Here is a 15,886-nt window from a genome sequence, read left to right as displayed (position 1 = left end):
CCCGCAGGGATTTCTTCCCGATACCTTGTATAATCCCAGCCATCTGTGCTATAATAAAATCTGATCTGCGAGCCGTGGAACTTTATGCAGTCCGCGGCTTTGTTTTATGAAAGAACGTATATTGCGAAAGGAGGCCCCGCTTATGACCTGCAAAGAAGTGGAACAGATGATTATGCCCTATATCAACGACGAGCTGACGGACAAGCAGCTGGGGCCGTTTCTGGAGCATATCAACGCATGCAAGAGCTGCTATGAGGAGCTGGAGATCTATTACACCATTTACGCGGGCCTGTCCCAGCTGGATGGGGAAAATGAAGGCCGGGATATGCACAATCTTCTACAGGAGGCACTGCACGCGTCAGAGCAGCGGGTGCGGGGACGGGTGCTCCTGAACGTGTATTATGTGGTATCACAGGTGCTGGCTATGGCGGCTCTTGTGGCAATTATCGTGATGGAGATAGTAAAACTATGAGTGAAAAAATACTGCTGGTGGACGGACACAGCATCATCAACCGCACCTTTTACGGCGTAACTGATCTGACCAATTCGGAAGGACTTCACACCAATGCCATTTACGGATTTCTGAATACATTATTTAAGGTGCTGGAGGAGGAAAAGCCCGATTATCTGACGGTGGCCTTCGATGTGAAGGCGCCTACCTTCCGGCATCAGATGTACGACGCCTATAAGGGCACCAGAAAACCCATGCCGGCGGAGCTTCATGAGCAGGTGCCGGTGCTGAAAGACGTGCTGCACGCCATGGGCATCGCGACCATGGAAAAGGCCGGTCTGGAGGCGGACGATCTCCTGGGAACCGTGGCGAAACGAAGCGAGGCCCTGGGCATGGAGGTGACGGTACTGTCCGGCGACCGGGATCTTCTGCAGCTGGCCACCGAGCATATTCGCATCCGCCTGCCAAAGACGAAAGGAGGTGTGACTGAGACCGAGAATTATAACACGCAGGACGTCATTGACCGGTATCAGGTGACCCCGCTTCAGATCATCGAGCTGAAGGCCCTGATGGGCGATTCTGCCGACAATATCCCCGGCGTTCCGGGCATCGGCGAGAAGACCGCCACGAATCTGATCGTTCAGTACGGCAATATCGAAAACGCCTACGCCCATGTGGAGGAGATCAAGCCCAATCGGGCGAAAAATGCGCTGCAGGAGCATTATGACATGGCGGTCATGAGCAAGGCGCTGGCCACCATCAACATCGACTGCGATTATGATTACGACTGGGACATGGCGAAGCTGGGCAACATCTACACCCAGGAAGCCTACGCCCTGATCAAGCGGCTGGAGTTCAAAAATATGCTGTCCCGTTTTCAGGTGGACGCCCCGGCCAATGATAAGATCGAGAAAACCTTCCGGATGATCGAGGACTTCGGCGAGGCGGATCAGGTGCTGAATAAGGCGGCAGCCGCGCTCCGTCTGGCCTTTGCCATTCACCGGGAGGGGGATGAAATACTGTCTCTTTCCCTGACCCTGTCGGAGAAAGAGACATACGTGATTCCGGTGGCGGGTTTTGTGACCGCAGACTGGCTGCTGGGCCGTCTGGGTGAGATCTTCGCGAAGGTACCGGAGATCGCAACCCTGAAATTAAAAGAAGAGTTAAAGCGCCTGGCAGCCCATGGTGTAAATGTGGACAAAGAGCAGCAGGGTGCTTTTCTGGACGCGGAGATCGCGGCCTATCTGCTGAATCCTTTGAAGGACAGCTATGCCTATGAGGAGCTGGCCAGGGAGTATGCGGGCCTTACGATTCCCTCCTATGCAGAACTATTTGGTAAGGATAAACTAACGAAAGTGCTGGAAGAAAAGACCGGGGCCTTCCGTATCTACGGCGGCTACTCTTCCTACGTTTTATATCAGTCCATGCCGGTGTTACTGGCGCATTTACAGGAGACAGGCATGGAAGATCTGTACCGGACCATGGAAATGCCGCTGGTCTGGACTCTTTTTGGCATGGAGCAGGAGGGCGTCCGGGTGGACGCGCAGGCTCTGAAGAGCTACGGCGACGAGCTGGCTGTCCGTATCGGCGAGCTGGAGACCCGGATCTATAAGGAGGCCGGGGAGACCTTCAATATCAATTCTCCCAAGCAGCTGGGCGTTATTTTATTTGACAAGATGGGACTGAAGGGCGGCAAAAAGACCAAGACCGGCTATTCCACTTCCGCTGAAGTGCTGGAGAAGTTAGCCCCGGAGTGTCCGTTTGTGGCGGACATTCTGGAATACCGGCAGCTTACAAAGCTCAAATCCACCTATGCGGACGGTCTGACGGCTTACATCGGCCCGGATGAGCGGATTCACACCACCTTCCAGCAGACCATCACGGCCACAGGCCGCTTAAGCAGCGTGGAGCCGAATCTGCAGAACATCCCGATTCGCATGGAGCTGGGACGGCAGATTCGCAAGGTCTTTATCCCGAAAGATGGCTGTGTGCTGGTGGATGCGGATTATTCCCAGATTGAGCTGCGAGTGCTGGCCCATATGTCCGGCGATGAAAATCTGATTCACGCCTACCGGGAGGCCCAGGACATCCACCGGCTGACTGCGTCCCAGGTGTTCCACATTCCCTTCGACGAGGTGACGGATCTCCAGCGAAGAAATGCCAAGGCTGTCAACTTTGGTATCGTATATGGCATCAGCTCCTTCGGCCTGTCTCAGGATTTGAGTATCGCCCGGAAAGAGGCCCAGGAGTATATTCAGAAATATTTTGAGACCTATCCGAAGATTAAGGAATTCCTGGATTCCTGTGTGACGGAGGCCAAAGAAAAAGGCTATGCCCGGACTATGTTCGGCCGCAGACGCCCCATGCCGGAGCTGAAGTCCTCGAACTTCATGCAGCGCTCCTTTGGCGAGCGGGTGGCCATGAACGCGCCGATTCAGGGAACGGCGGCGGATATCATTAAGATCGCCATGATTCGCGTGGACCAGCGGCTGAAAGCCGAGGGCTTAAAGTCCCGCCTGCTTTTGCAGGTACACGACGAGCTTCTGCTCGAGGCTTCTACGGAAGAGCTGGACGCGGTGGAACAGATCCTGTCCGAGGAGATGGAAGGTGCGGCAGAGCTTTCTGTTCCGCTGGAAATCGATATGAAGCAGGGAAAAAACTGGTACGAGGCGCATTAAGATGAGAGTAATCGGAATTACAGGCGGAGTGGGAGCCGGAAAAAGCGCGATTTTGAAGTACCTGACGGCCATTTCAGGCGTACGGGTGGTGGAAGCCGACGAGGTGGGCCACCTTCTGATGGAGCCTGGCATGGAGTGCTTTGAGAAGATTCGGGCGCATTTCGGGGAGCGTGTACTCACCCCGGACGGACAGCTTGACCGGGCCGCCGTGGCAAAGATTGTGTTTGCGGATAAAAAGGAACTGGATTGGCAGAATGAGCTGATGCATCCGGCCATCAAAAACTGGATCCGCCGGGAGATCGAGAAGGAACGGCAGCAGGGTGCGTGCGCGCTCTTTGTAGTAGAGGCAGCATTGCTTATCGAGGATCATTATGAGGAGCTCTGCGAAGAATTCTGGTATATCTATACAGAACCGGAGATTCGAAGGGCGAGACTTAAGGAGTCCAGAGGCTATTCGGACGAGAAAATAGATGCCATTTTCCGGAAACAGTGTACGGACGCGGAATTCCGGACCCACTGCGCACAGGTGATCGACAACAACAGCACGAAAGAGGCTGTTTATGAGCGGGTGGATATACTGCTGGGAAAACTTGGAATTCACACAACGCATCAGGAATCCGGGACATTCCGATAATCGTACAAGGTTATCCGGACAGAATCGTGATACATGACAGAAGGATAAAAAGGAGCAAGAAAGTAACATGAGACTATGCAGCATCGCCAGCGGCAGCAGCGGCAACTGTATTTACATAGGTTCGGAAGAACACCATATTCTGATTGACGCAGGCATTAGCGGAAAACGGGTGGAGGCGGGACTCAATAACCTGGAGCTGACCGGAAAGGATCTGGACGGCATTCTGCTGACCCATGAGCATTCCGACCACATTAAGGGTCTGGGCGTTCTGTCCCGCAAATACGGCGTACCGATTTACACCACGCCGGGCACCGCGGAGGCCGTAAAGGCCATGACAAACCTGGGTAAGATTGACGGAGAGTTGTTCCGCGAAATTCATGCGGATGAGGATTTCATCCTCGGGGATCTGACCATTTCCCCCTTCCGCATCTCCCATGATGCGGCGGAGCCGGTGGCTTACCGGGTGGCCTGTGGGGAAAAAAAGATGGCGGTAGCCACAGATCTTGGCGTTTATACCGATTATACTATTGACCATTTGAAGGATCTTGATGTATTATTGCTTGAGGCGAACCATGACATTCATATGCTTCAGGTGGGCGCGTATCCCTATTATTTGAAGCAGCGCATCGCAGGCGACCGGGGACACTTATCCAACGAGTCCGCCGGAAAGCTTCTGGGCCAGGTGCTTCACGACAACATGAAGGCCGTATTCCTGGGACATCTCAGCAAGGAAAATAATTACGCGGAGCTGGCCTATGAGACCGTGAAGCTGGAGCTGATGCTGAATGAAAGTCCATACAAACCGGGCGATTTCCCCATGTGGGTGGCGAGCCGGGACGAACAGTCAGAATGCGTAGCAGTCTAACGACACAAAGGAGGATATTATGAAAAGAAGCATTATCACCGTAGTAGGCAAAGATACCGTCGGCATTATCGCAAAAGTGTGTACCTATCTTGCAGAAAATCAGGTCAATATCCTGGATATTTCCCAGACTATTGTACAGGGCTATTTCAACATGATGATGATCGTGGATACCGGAAAAGTGGAATCCTTCGAGAAGCTGACCGGTGAACTGGCTGCCCTCGGCGAAGAGATCGGCGTAGTGATCAAGTGCCAGCAGGAAGAAATCTTCGACAAAATGCACCGCATTTAACCGGGAAAGGAGCCGCTTTTCATGATTAATTTATACGAAGTAAAAGAGACTAACCAGATGATTGAGCAGGACAATCTGGATGTGCGTACCATCACCTTAGGCATCAGCCTGATGGACTGTATCGACGCCGATCTCGACCGTCTGAATCAGAAGGTTTATGATAAGATCACAACCGTAGCCAAAAATCTGGTAAAAGTTGGAAAAGAAATCGAATGCGATTACGGCATTCCCATTGTAAATAAGCGAATTTCTGTCACCCCCATCGCCACCATCGGCGAGGCGGCCTGCAAGAAGCCGGAGGATTACGTGACTTTGGCTGTGACTCTGGATAAAGCGGCCAAAGAGGTGGGTGTGAACTTCATCGGCGGTTATTCTGCTCTGGTATCCAAGGGCATGACCAAGGGTGAGGAGAACCTGATTCGATCCATACCGGAGGCTCTGGCGAAGACGGAACGTGTCTGCAGCTCCATCAATGTGGGCTCCACAAAAACGGGCCTTAATATGGACGCGGTACGTCTGATGGGTGAAATGGTGGTACAGACCGCCGAGTATACCAAAGAGCAGGATTCCCTTGGCTGCGCCAAGCTGGTAGTATTCTGCAATGCGCCGGACGACAACCCGTTCATGGCGGGCGCGTTCCATGGCGTGACCGAGGCAGACGCCATCATCAATGTGGGCGTCAGCGGACCGGGCGTTGTAAAGCACGCGTTAAGTAAAGTGCGCGGTGAGAGCTTTGAGGTGCTCTGCGAGACCATCAAGAAAACTGCGTTCAAGGTAACCCGTGTGGGTCAGCTGGTAGCTCAGGAGGCTTCCAGACGTCTGGGCATTCCCTTCGGTATCATCGACCTTTCTCTGGCTCCGACCCCGGCCATCGGTGACAGCGTGGCGGAGATTCTGGAGGAGATCGGACTGGAGCGCTGCGGCGCGCCGGGAACCACGGCAGCCCTGGCCCTGTTAAATGATCAGGTGAAGAAGGGTGGCGTCATGGCGTCCTCCTACGTGGGCGGTTTAAGCGGAGCTTTCATTCCGGTCAGCGAGGATCAGGGTATGATCGACGCCGTGAAAGCAGGCGCCCTGACCATCGAGAAGCTGGAGGCCATGACCTGCGTCTGCTCTGTAGGTCTGGATATGATTGCCATTCCGGGCGACACCAAGGCCAGTACCATTTCCGGTATCATCGCTGACGAAATGGCCATTGGCATGATCAACCAGAAAACTACAGCGGTCCGTCTGATTCCGGTTATCGGTAAAGGCGTGGGCGAGACAGTAGAGTTTGGAGGTCTTCTTGGCTATGCGCCGATTATTCCGGTCAATCAGTTTTCCTGCGACGCGTTTGTGAGCCGCAAGGGGCGGATTCCGGCGCCGATTCATTCCTTTAAGAACTAACATATTTACAGAAGAGATACGGCGCGGCACGCAAATGTCTGCGCCGTGTTTTATCCTGTTTCGATAAGAGAAAAGGAGAGCGTTTATGAAGAAATACAGCCATCTGGTGTTTGATATCGATGGAACCATGATCGACTCCCTTCCGGTGTATATGGTATCTCTGAAAAAGACGCTGCGGGTCTGGATTTTGTATAAGACGTGGGAGGGTAAGAACCTTTGAAGACGGTCGGAATCATAGCAGAATACAATCCGTTTCATAAGGGACACGCTTATCAGCTTCGGAAAGCGAAGGAGCTTTCCGGGGCTGATTTTGCTGTCATTGTCATGAGCGGCGATTTCGTACAGCGGGGATGTCCGGCTCTGACAGACAAATATCTGAGAGCGGAGATGGCACTCTGTTCCGGCGCGGATCTGGTGCTGGAGCTGCCGGTATCCTATGCCACCGGCAGCGCGGAAACCTTTGCCCGGGGAGCGGTGGCGGTGTTGGAGGAATTGGGCTGTGTAGACGCACTTTGCTTTGGAAGCGAGACGGGCGATTTGGACAGCCTTTGGCGTTATGCGAGACTTTTTGAGGAGGAGCCGCCCCTCTATCGGGAGACCTTGCGGTCTTATCTGAAGCAGGGAGTCAGCTTTCCGGCGGCCAGAAGCCGGGCGGCGGAGGAGTACTGGAACAGCACGGAGCGGATTCTGCCGTGTTCCGCCGACGACGCGGATTGCCGCCGGAAAGCTGACATATTGGATTCTCCCAATAATATCCTCGGCGTGGAATATCTGCGGGCGCTGCTTCATAAAAGCAGCAGGATGAAGCCTCTGACCATCCGGCGGGAGGCAGCAGGATATCATGAGCTGACCCTGGACACGGCGATGGCGTCAGCCTCGGCCATCCGGCATGCGGTGGCGGGATTCGGGAGAGAAACCCTGCCTTTGGAGGCTGCGGCGCAGCTTCCGAAAGAATCTGCAGTCCTGCTCGCACAGGCGCTCCAAAGGAATGAAACGCTCTCCTGGAATGATTTTTCACCGCAGCTTTTTTACCGGCTGCTGACGGATTCTCAGGAAGAACTGGCAGCTATGCAGGATGTGGGAGAAGAGCTGGCCGTGCGGATCTGCAAGAACCGTCTGACCTTTACCTCGGCAGAAAGCTTTGCAGACCGGATAAAGACCCGGCAGGTGACCCATACGCGTGTGACCCGGGCACTGTGTCATATTTTGCTGGGGCTTTCGCAGAAGAAGCTTGAGGAGCGCCGGGAGGCGGATTATCCGGTTTACCTGCGGGCGTTGGGCTTTCGAAAAAGCGCCGGGAAGCTGCTTTCGGCAGTGAAGTGGGAGAGCGCTTCGCCGCTTCTGGTAAAGACGGCGGACGCGGCGAAAATATTGTCAGAGGAACAACGGGCGTTGTTTGAGCAGGATGTGGCGGCAGCTCATCTCTACGAGGCGGCCAAAGCTCTGAAGACAGGGAAAGCGCTTGCGAATGAATATACGAGGACGCCGGTGATTCTGCCCTGACAGAGAAAGACCGGCCAGGGAAAATATGCGGAATGAACAGGGGGAACAGCTTCGATTATGCGTCATTGCATTCAAAAAACAGTATCAACAGAATACGACGGCTCTACCCTCTATCATTTTCTCCGGGAAGGCATGGGTCTTGCAAAGAAGGAAATCAGCCGGGCCAAGTTTCTGGAGGACGGTATCTGCGTGGACGGAGAACGGCAAAAAGTGACGGCGCAGGTGCGAAAGGGGCAGCAGGTGACAGTGCAGACGGAAAAACCGGACGCAGTGAGCGGGCATCTGAAGGCTTCCAACGCGCCGCTGGAGATTCTGTATGAGGACATGGATGTGGTGGTGGTAAACAAGCCTTCCGGCATCCCGGTACACCCTTCCGGCAGACGGACCTTTGAGGCGGATACGCTCGCAAACCGCCTGGTACATTATTTACGGGAAAAGGGGGAAGAGGGTGTCATCCGCATCGTCGGCCGCCTGGACAAGGACACTTCCGGTGTGGTGCTGGCGGCGAAAAATCGCACAACGGCGGCCCGGCTGGAACAGCAGCGGGAGCGGGGAAGGCTTCATAAGACTTATCTGGCGCTGACGGACGGGATTCCGGAGCCGGAACAGGGAACGGTTGAAAAATGGCTGGCGCCGGATCCGGCGGATAAGACCCGGATGCAGATATGTCCGACAGGGGACATACATGGAAAATACGCGAAGACCTGCTATAAAACTGTAAAAAAATGGGAATTTATGAATACAGCCCTTTTGGAGCTGCGCCTGAAGACGGGCCGCACTCATCAGATCCGGGTGCATATGCAAAGCATCGGCTGTTCATTGGCAGGTGATTCTCTGTATGGCAAAGTAGTCGGCAGCGCCAGGCCGGAAAGCAGGGCAAAGGCACAGGAAGGGTGCGGAACACGGATGAACAGGACTGCACTTCACGCCGTCAGCCTGGATTTCTGTCTGCCCTTCACCGGAGAACCCATCCACGTCGAGGCACCCATTCCGAAAGACATTGCCAGATTCATGGCAGATGTGTTAGAATAGCCATAGTCTTCCGGGGAGCCGGGGACATTACATAGAAAGCGAGAACTTATGTCAAAATCACTATATATCGCAGAGAAGCCCAGTGTGGCCCAGGAATTTGCCAGGGCGCTGGGGCTTCAGACTGCCAGAAGGGACGGCTATCTGGAGGGTGAGGACGCTATCGTGACCTGGTGTGTCGGTCATCTGGTGACCATGAGCTACCCGGAGGTCTACGACGAGCGTCTGAAAAAATGGAGTCTCAGCACGTTGCCGTTTCTGCCGAAGGAATTCAAGTATGAGGTCATTCCTTCGGTGAAAAAGCAGTATACCATTGTAAGCGGCCTTCTGAACCGGCCGGACGTGGAGACCATCTACGTCTGCACCGACTCGGGGCGGGAGGGAGAATATATCTACCGTCTGGTGGAGCAGATGGCCGGCGTCAAAGGGAAAAAGCGCCGCAGGGTCTGGATTGATTCTCAGACAGAGGAAGAGATCTTACGCGGTATCCGCGAGGCAAAGGAACTGTCGGAATACGACAATCTGGCCAGCGCCGCTTACCTGCGCGCCAAAGAGGATTACCTGATGGGTATCAATTTTTCCCGCCTTTTAAGCCTCAAATACGGCGACACCATTTCCAACTATCTGAATACCCGCTATACGGTTATTTCCGTGGGTCGCGTGATGACCTGTGTGCTGGGCATGGTGGTGCGCAGAGAGCGGGAGATCCGGGAGTTTGTAAAGACGCCTTTTTATCGGGTATTGGGAGATTTCGGACTCCATGGCCGCAGCTTTGAGGGGGAATGGCGGGCTGTATCGGGCTCCACTTACTGCGAGCCGCATAAGTTATATAAGGAAAACGGATATAAGAAGAAGGAGGACGCGGAGAGCCTGATTCATTTTCTGGAAGAAGAAAAGCCGGTGCGGGCAGTGCTTACGTCCATGGAGCGGAAAAAGGAAAAGAAAAATCCGCCGCTTTTATTTAATCTGGCAGAGCTCCAGAATGAATGCTCCCGGCGTTTTAAGCTGAGTCCCGACGAAACTCTGCGGGTGGTGCAGGAGCTCTATGAGAAAAAGCTGGTGACGTATCCCCGAACGGACGCCCGCGTGCTGTCCGGCGCCGTGGCGAAGGAAATTTATAAAAATATCGGGGGCTTACGTTCTTACGGAAAGCTGTCGGAGTACGCGCAGGAGGTTCTGAATGGTACGGCCTGGAAAGGCATCGCCAAGACCCGCTATGTCAACGATAAGCAGATTACAGACCACTACGCTATCGTGCCGACGGGGCAGGGGCTCTCAGCGCTTCGAAGTCTGAATCCGGTATCCGAGCAGATCTATGAGGTAATTGCCCGGCGTTTCCTGGCCATCTTTTATCCGGCGGCGGAATACCAGAAGGTGCAGTTAGTAACCGAGGTGCGGGGCGAGCGGTTCTTCTCCGGCTTCAAGGTGCTGTTGAACGAAGGGTATCTGAAGATGCTGCCCCAGGGCACAGCGGATGCTGCAAAGAAGAAGGCGGACGCGGAAAATGAGGAGACCGAGGATGTGCGTGTGGACGCGGAATTCCTGGAGCTCCTGAAGCATCTGAAGAAGGGTGATTCGGTGGAAGTCAGCGGTTTCCACATCAAAGAGGGCGAGACGTCGCCGCCCAAGCGGTATAACTCCGGCTCCATGATTCTGGCCATGGAAAACGCCGGTCAGCTTATTGAGGACGAGGAGCTGCGGGCACAAATCAAGGGCAGCGGCATCGGCACCAGCGCCACCCGGGCCGAGATCCTGAAAAAGTTAGTCAATAATAAGTACATTGCCCTGAATAAAAAGACCCAGATTATCACGCCGACCCTTCTGGGGGAAATGATTTTCGACGTGGTGCGGGCTTCCATCTACGGACTTTTGAATCCGGAACTGACGGCCAGCTGGGAGAAGGGACTGACCCAGATGGCCGAAGGAACCATTACCGAAGACTATTACATGCAGAAGCTGGAAAAGTACATTACGGATAAGACGCAGGCGGTGCTTGCCGCCGATTACCGCAGGGCCCTACGCCCCTGCTTTGATGCGTCCGCCCGTTTTTATAAAACCCAGAAAAGTGAGAAAAAGGAGACGAAGAAGAAATGAAAGCATTGGAAGTAAAAGAGCTGTATACCTTAAGTGAAACCCTGGCTGCGCCCCTTCTTGAGAGTGTCACCTACCCCTGGGAGGCCCTGCCGAAGATTCACGATTTTATTCTGGAGCTGGGCGCGACACTCAGCGAGGAAGAGTATGAGAAACGCGGAGAGAACATCTGGATTGCCCGCTCTGCAAAGGTGGCGCCCACCGCGTCCATCACCGGTCCCTGCATCATTGGCAAGGATACGGAAGTGCGCCACTGCGCGTTTATTCGCGGAAACGCCCTGGTGGGAGAGGGAGCAGTTGTCGGCAATTCTACAGAGCTTAAGAATGTGATTCTGTTTAATAAGGTGCAGGTACCTCATTACAATTATGTGGGTGATTCGATCCTGGGCTATAAGTCCCATATGGGCGCAGGCTCCATCACTTCGAACGTAAAATCCGATAAGAAGCTGGTAAAGGTTCACACTCCGGAGGGAGATATCGAAACCGGTATCAAGAAATTCGGCGCCATGCTTGGCGATGAGGTAGAGGTGGGCTGTGGCTCTGTCCTGAATCCGGGAACTGTCATCGGTCCGCATACCAACATTTATCCGCTGTCTTCCGTGCGCGGCGTCGTACCGGCAAACTCCATCTATAAGAAGCAGGGTGAGGTTGCCGAAAAGCATGAATAAGAGAGAGACTGGCAGGCCGTTTTCAGGGAGTACTCTGAAATGGCTTGCCATTTTGCTGATGCTCGCAGACCATGTGGGCGCGAGCCTCCTGGAGATTTTTGTCCTGAATGGCTATGGAAATTCACCGCTGGCCGGGATGATCGAACATATGGAATTCTGGTGGAGCATCGATCGTATCCTGCGCTATATTGGCCGTTCAGCCTTCCCGATTTTCTGCTTCCTGCTGGTGGAGGGTGCGGTTCATACCCGTGATATTGGAAAATATGCCCGTCGGTTGCTGGTTTTTGCGCTGGTGTCGGAGCTCCCCTTTGATCTGGCGCTTCGAAATCATTTCCCATGGTGGGCACATCAGAATGTTTTCTGTACCCTGGCGCTGGGCCTTTTGGCCATCCAGATCTTCCGGAAAAGCGCAGGCCGGGAATGGCGCGGCGTGGCGGCCTTGGGCGCGGCGGCAATTCTGGCAGAAGTTTGCAATACTGACTATGGCGCCACCGGCGTGTTGGTCATTACGGTAATGTACCTTTTGAAGGAAAACAGAATAGCGGCGCTGGCCGTCTCCTATGTTCTGCTGGCAGTGGGCGGTCGGATAGAACTCTACGCCCTGCCCGGCTTCCTGGTTCTGCTTCTCTACAATGGAAAACGCGGCCATCAGCCCAAATATTTCTTCTACTGGTTTTATCCGGTGCATCTGCTGGCGCTGTGGGGGCTTGGAAATTTTGTCCTGCCATACGTGATTGGAAAAATATGACATTCTAAAAGAGCATATTTGAGAGAAAAGCCTGTCGTAAAATGTGAGTGATACATTTTACGACAGGCTTTCCTTATAAAAATAGGAAATGCATTTGAAAATTATGCCTCAAAGACATAAGCAGCTTCAAAGCCCTCCCGTACCGCTGTAGCGATGCGGCCACCCTTGCGGGCGTCGCCGACGATATGCACCTGCGGGCAGCAGGACTCGAAGCTTTCAGCCAGAGCGGAGCGCGGGCGCACACCCAGGGCCAGGACCACGGAGTCGGCGGGCAGAACCACAGTGCTATGGTCGTCAGTCTTTTCCAGGGTTACGGTCTTTTCCTCGATGGAGAGGAGCTTGTGGCCGGTGTAGACGCCCGGGTTGTGAGGCAGAATGCGGCTGAGCTCATCGTTTCGGATGGCGCCAAAGATACCCGGACCCATCTCCGGAGCCATCTCGATGATGGAGACGGAGAGACCACGGCTCAAAAGCATCTCAGAGGTCTCAAGTCCGGTCAGACCGGAACCGATGACAGCCACCTGTCCGGTCGGATTCGCTTTGCCGGTCAGGACATCTTCCGCGGTGCAGACATGATTCTGCTGCATGCCCGGCAGGGGCGGAATCACAGGCTCCGCGCCGCAGGCAACTATGATGCCCACCGGGTTCAGAGCGCTTACCAGCTCCGGAGTAGCGGCGGTGTCGAGACGGACTTCTACGCCCAGGTGGCGGATCTGGGTCTCCATGGTTTCGGAAAGACGGGTCAGCTTATCTTTAAAAGCAGGCTTGTCAGCCACATTCAGAGTACCGCCCAGTTTCGTTTCCTTTTCAAAGAGGACCACATGGAACTGACGCAGTGTCAGCACCCGTGCAGCCTCCATACCGGCGGGACCGCCGCCTACGACGACAGCGGTCTTGCCTGCGCCGTCCCTGCGGATATGGGAGAAGACATCCTCTCTGGCGGTACGCGCGTTGATGGCGCAGCGAATGGGAAGTCCCTGACCCAGTACACGTTCACGGCAGTAGAGGCAGCCGATGCATTTACGAATTTCATCTGCATGATCAGTCTTGGCCTTGTTCATGAAATCCGGATCTGCCAGCTGGGAACGGCCCAGGCCCACGAAATCACAGACGCCTTCCTCCAGAAGAGATTCTGCGAAATCCGGATCCTTGATAGTGTTCGTAGCGATAACCGGGATGTGAAGGGCTTCCTTATAAGCCTTCGCCACGTGCTTTTTCCAGCCGGACTGATAGGAGAAGGGTTCGCAGTTGGCGTCGCCGTTACGGGCGCTTCCGTTACTGATATTGATGGCGTCGATACCGCAGCTTTCCAGATATCTGGCAATCTCAAGACCATCTTCCAGAGTCAGGAAGCCATCTACAGGGGTCATCTCGTCGCCGCACATGCGGACAATGATCGGGAAACGGGAGCCAAGCTTGGTGCGGATGCCCGCGATGATTTCCGCGATGAAGCGGCAGCGGTTTTCGACGCTTCCGCCGTATGCGTCGGTTCTGCGGTTATAATATTTACTGAAAAACTGGGCGATCAGATAGCCGTGGGCGCCGTGAAGCTCTACGGCGTCGTAGCCTGCTTTCTGGCAGCGGACTGCAGCGTCGATAAACTTCTGTTCGACACGCTTGATATCCTCCAGTGTCATTTCCTTCGGAACCGGGCGTCCGTCCGCAATGGGAACGGCGCTGGGAGCCAGATTCTGGCGTCCGGTGAAGTTCGGGTTGGAGGTAGCGCCGCCGTGGTGAATCTGCGCCGCAATCTTACAGCCATAGAGATGAACCGCGTCGGTCAGCTTTTCCATTTCAGAGATATGGTAATCCCGGGCGATACGCAGGTTGTGGATGGACGGAATGCTGTCCACGTCGTCCACACCGGTATATTCATTGATAATCATGCCGATACCGCCTTTGGCCCGCTCCTGATAGTAGCGGATCTGTCTGGGGGTAACGATGCCGTTCTTGTCGGCCAGATCCGTGGCCATGGGCATCATGATGCCGCGGTTTTTCAGAACCAGGGTTCCGATACGTCCTTTTTCAAATAACTTGTCATAGCTCATAGTGTATGTTCCTTTCTTTTCTTTGATCTGCGCACGCTTTTTGCGCATATAGGTATCCCCGTAGGGGGTTTCTTTGATCTGCGCACGCTTTTTGTGCATATAGGTATCTAATAAATCAGCAATTGCCCCGAAGAACGCTGGAAGAAATTCCCTTTAGCATGTCCCGGTCAATACTCTCTAAGCCCTTCACCAGCGTGTCCAACTCATCCTTCGTGGTGAATGCGCTTATGCTTACCCGGACGGTGCCGTCGAATTCCTGATCCTTCAGGTGCTTATGAATTCGCGCAGCGCAGTGGTGGCCGGCCCGGACTGCGATATCCCATTCTTTGTCGAGAATTGCGCCTACTTCATTAGCCCGGAAGCCGTCCAGGTTCAGGGAAATGACACCTGCCTGAAGACTGGGATCCGGCGCACAGTAGAGGTGCAGGCCGGGAATCTCCCGAAGCTTAGGAATAAGATATTCCATAAGTTCGTCCTCGGTTTTCTTCGGGCGGACTGTTTTCAGCCATTTTAAAGAGGCGTGAAGGCCTGCGATGGCGGGAGTGTCCATGCTGCCGCACTCCATTTTCTCGGGCATATAGCGGGGCATGTCCTCGCTTAAGGATTTCATGCCGTTGCCGCCGGCCAGAAGCTCTTCCAGATCGATCCCGTTCTTTAACAGAAAGCCACCGATGCCAAAGGGCGCGTAAAGCGTCTTATGTCCGGCAAAGGTGATGGCGTCCGCCCGGAGGAAAGAGAAGCGCAGCTTTAGAAGTCCCATGGCCTGAGCTGCGTCCAGCAGAGTGAAAGCGCCATATTCTTTAGCCATCAGAAAGATTTCCCGGGCCGGCAGGATGTAACCGGTCACATTGCTGACGGCGGAGACGCTGACAAAATCCGGTGGGGTCTGCCGGAACATTTCTTTCGTGGCCTCCAGGTCGATGGAAAGATCTGCGGCGAGGGGCAGCTCCAGAACCCGGATACCGACGCGCTTTTCCAGAAGCTTTAAGGGGCGAAGTACCGCGTTGTGTTCGTAAGGGGATACGTAAGCCACCGATTCTGGCGTCCATTTCTGTCCCTGGATAATCTGGTTCAGGGCAATGGTGACAGAAGGGGTCAGGATAACCTGGGCCTGCTCCCTGGCGTCGCAGAGACTGATCAGCTGCTCACGGACCTCCCGAATCATGGCGGTGGCGTCCCGGGCAGCCTGATACGCGCCCCGGCCCGCGTTGACAGCTGCTGTCCGGTTAAAATGGTCTACGGCGTCCCAGACACATTCCGGCTTTGGAAAGGTGGTGGCGCCATTGTCAAGGTAAATCATAACGGTTCATCTCCAGATTTGAAAATAATTACACTTTTGTGTATTAACGTAACAGTGCTTTTGCGATAAAAGGGAAGCTGCGGATCTGCCGCCGGCAAAACTGCAGCTTTTTTTATTATAACACGAAATCTTTCTGAAAGAAAGCAGGAACCGATGAATTTACAAGATATCGGATCGGAATTCAGGGCAGGGGATG

At 54.2% G+C, this 15,886-nt stretch carries 14 protein-coding genes; 12 read left to right on the top strand and 2 right to left on the bottom strand.

Annotated features, from left to right (window positions below; all coding sequences use genetic code 11):
* Positions 1-142: 142 nt before the first annotated feature.
* The 12 genes from ACESZP_RS09475 to ACESZP_RS09420 all read left to right on the top strand — a co-directional run bounded on the left by ACESZP_RS09475 (position 143) and on the right by ACESZP_RS09420 (position 12,342).
* Positions 143-472: a zf-HC2 domain-containing protein gene (locus ACESZP_RS09475; RefSeq protein ID WP_178038167.1), complete on the top strand. Its 330-nt coding sequence runs from the start codon at positions 143-145 to the stop codon at positions 470-472.
* Positions 469-3,129, top strand: a complete 2,661-nt coding sequence (polA, locus tag ACESZP_RS09470) for a DNA polymerase I (protein WP_499708866.1) — start codon at positions 469-471, stop codon at positions 3,127-3,129. Before ACESZP_RS09475 ends, polA begins: the two co-directional genes overlap by 4 nt.
* A gap of 1 nt (position 3,130) precedes the next feature.
* Complete coding sequence (gene coaE, locus ACESZP_RS09465) at positions 3,131-3,763, top strand: dephospho-CoA kinase (protein WP_178038165.1); 633 nt, start codon at positions 3,131-3,133, stop codon at positions 3,761-3,763.
* A 67-nt stretch (positions 3,764-3,830) separates the two neighbouring features.
* Entirely contained in the window at positions 3,831-4,628 is a 798-nt protein-coding gene (locus ACESZP_RS09460; protein WP_178038164.1) for an MBL fold metallo-hydrolase, read from the top strand.
* A 19-nt stretch (positions 4,629-4,647) separates the two neighbouring features.
* Positions 4,648-4,917: an ACT domain-containing protein gene (locus ACESZP_RS09455; RefSeq protein ID WP_178038163.1), complete on the top strand. Its 270-nt coding sequence runs from the start codon at positions 4,648-4,650 to the stop codon at positions 4,915-4,917.
* Between the two features lie 21 nt (positions 4,918-4,938).
* Positions 4,939-6,303, top strand: coding sequence for a DUF711 family protein (locus tag ACESZP_RS09450; protein WP_178038162.1), 1,365 nt, complete (start codon positions 4,939-4,941; stop codon positions 6,301-6,303).
* Positions 6,304-6,388: 85 nt separating this feature from the next.
* Positions 6,389-6,523: a hypothetical protein gene (locus tag ACESZP_RS09445; RefSeq protein WP_349164047.1), complete on the top strand. Its 135-nt coding sequence runs from the start codon at positions 6,389-6,391 to the stop codon at positions 6,521-6,523.
* Positions 6,520-7,806, top strand: coding sequence for a nucleotidyltransferase (locus ACESZP_RS09440; protein ID WP_499708865.1), 1,287 nt, complete (start codon positions 6,520-6,522; stop codon positions 7,804-7,806). The genes ACESZP_RS09445 and ACESZP_RS09440 overlap by 4 nt, the downstream gene beginning before the upstream one ends.
* Before the next feature lie 57 nt (positions 7,807-7,863).
* Positions 7,864-8,838: an RluA family pseudouridine synthase gene (locus ACESZP_RS09435; protein WP_499708864.1), complete on the top strand. Its 975-nt coding sequence runs from the start codon at positions 7,864-7,866 to the stop codon at positions 8,836-8,838.
* A gap of 48 nt (positions 8,839-8,886) precedes the next feature.
* A complete protein-coding gene (locus ACESZP_RS09430; protein WP_499708863.1) occupies positions 8,887-10,929 on the top strand; it encodes a DNA topoisomerase in 2,043 nt (680 codons plus the stop codon).
* Entirely contained in the window at positions 10,926-11,594 is a 669-nt protein-coding gene (locus ACESZP_RS09425) for an LbetaH domain-containing protein (protein WP_178038158.1), read from the top strand. Before ACESZP_RS09430 ends, ACESZP_RS09425 begins: the two co-directional genes overlap by 4 nt.
* A complete protein-coding gene (locus ACESZP_RS09420) occupies positions 11,587-12,342 on the top strand; it encodes a TraX family protein (protein WP_499708862.1) in 756 nt (251 codons plus the stop codon). The genes ACESZP_RS09425 and ACESZP_RS09420 overlap by 8 nt, the downstream gene beginning before the upstream one ends.
* A 101-nt stretch (positions 12,343-12,443) precedes the next feature.
* Here ACESZP_RS09420 and ACESZP_RS09415 read toward each other — a convergent pair whose 3' ends face one another.
* Both ACESZP_RS09415 and ACESZP_RS09410 read right to left on the bottom strand, forming a co-directional pair.
* Entirely contained in the window at positions 12,444-14,489 is a 2,046-nt protein-coding gene (locus ACESZP_RS09415) for an NAD(P)/FAD-dependent oxidoreductase (RefSeq protein WP_499708861.1), read from the bottom strand.
* Between the two features lie 16 nt (positions 14,490-14,505).
* Positions 14,506-15,690, bottom strand: coding sequence for an aminotransferase class V-fold PLP-dependent enzyme (locus ACESZP_RS09410; RefSeq protein WP_499708860.1), 1,185 nt, complete (start codon positions 15,688-15,690; stop codon positions 14,506-14,508).
* Positions 15,691-15,886: the final 196 nt, after the last annotated feature.

The organism is Candidatus Dorea massiliensis AP6 (genome assembly GCF_964245105.1).
GTDB lineage: Bacteria > Bacillota > Clostridia > Lachnospirales > Lachnospiraceae > Laedolimicola > Laedolimicola intestinihominis.
This window is presented reverse-complemented; position numbering and strand designations above follow the sequence as displayed.

Bases quoted from the DNA above. Each gene is read 5' to 3' on its own strand.
- ACESZP_RS09475 (WP_178038167.1), top strand. From the start codon at position 143: ATGACCTGCAAAGAAGTGGAACAGATGATTATGCCCTATATCAACGAC.
- polA (WP_499708866.1), top strand. From the start codon at position 469: ATGAGTGAAAAAATACTGCTGGTGGACGGACACAGCATCATCAACCGC.
- coaE (WP_178038165.1), top strand. From the start codon at position 3,131: ATGAGAGTAATCGGAATTACAGGCGGAGTGGGAGCCGGAAAAAGCGCG.
- ACESZP_RS09460 (WP_178038164.1), top strand. From the start codon at position 3,831: ATGAGACTATGCAGCATCGCCAGCGGCAGCAGCGGCAACTGTATTTAC.
- ACESZP_RS09455 (WP_178038163.1), top strand. From the start codon at position 4,648: ATGAAAAGAAGCATTATCACCGTAGTAGGCAAAGATACCGTCGGCATT.
- ACESZP_RS09450 (WP_178038162.1), top strand. From the start codon at position 4,939: ATGATTAATTTATACGAAGTAAAAGAGACTAACCAGATGATTGAGCAG.
- ACESZP_RS09445 (WP_349164047.1), top strand. From the start codon at position 6,389: ATGAAGAAATACAGCCATCTGGTGTTTGATATCGATGGAACCATGATC.
- ACESZP_RS09435 (WP_499708864.1), top strand. From the start codon at position 7,864: ATGCGTCATTGCATTCAAAAAACAGTATCAACAGAATACGACGGCTCT.
- ACESZP_RS09430 (WP_499708863.1), top strand. From the start codon at position 8,887: ATGTCAAAATCACTATATATCGCAGAGAAGCCCAGTGTGGCCCAGGAA.
- ACESZP_RS09425 (WP_178038158.1), top strand. From the start codon at position 10,926: ATGAAAGCATTGGAAGTAAAAGAGCTGTATACCTTAAGTGAAACCCTG.
- ACESZP_RS09420 (WP_499708862.1), top strand. From the start codon at position 11,587: ATGAATAAGAGAGAGACTGGCAGGCCGTTTTCAGGGAGTACTCTGAAA.
- ACESZP_RS09415 (WP_499708861.1), bottom strand. From the start codon at position 14,489: ATGCACAAAAAGCGTGCGCAGATCAAAGAAACCCCCTACGGGGATACC.
- ACESZP_RS09410 (WP_499708860.1), bottom strand. From the start codon at position 15,690: ATGATTTACCTTGACAATGGCGCCACCACCTTTCCAAAGCCGGAATGT.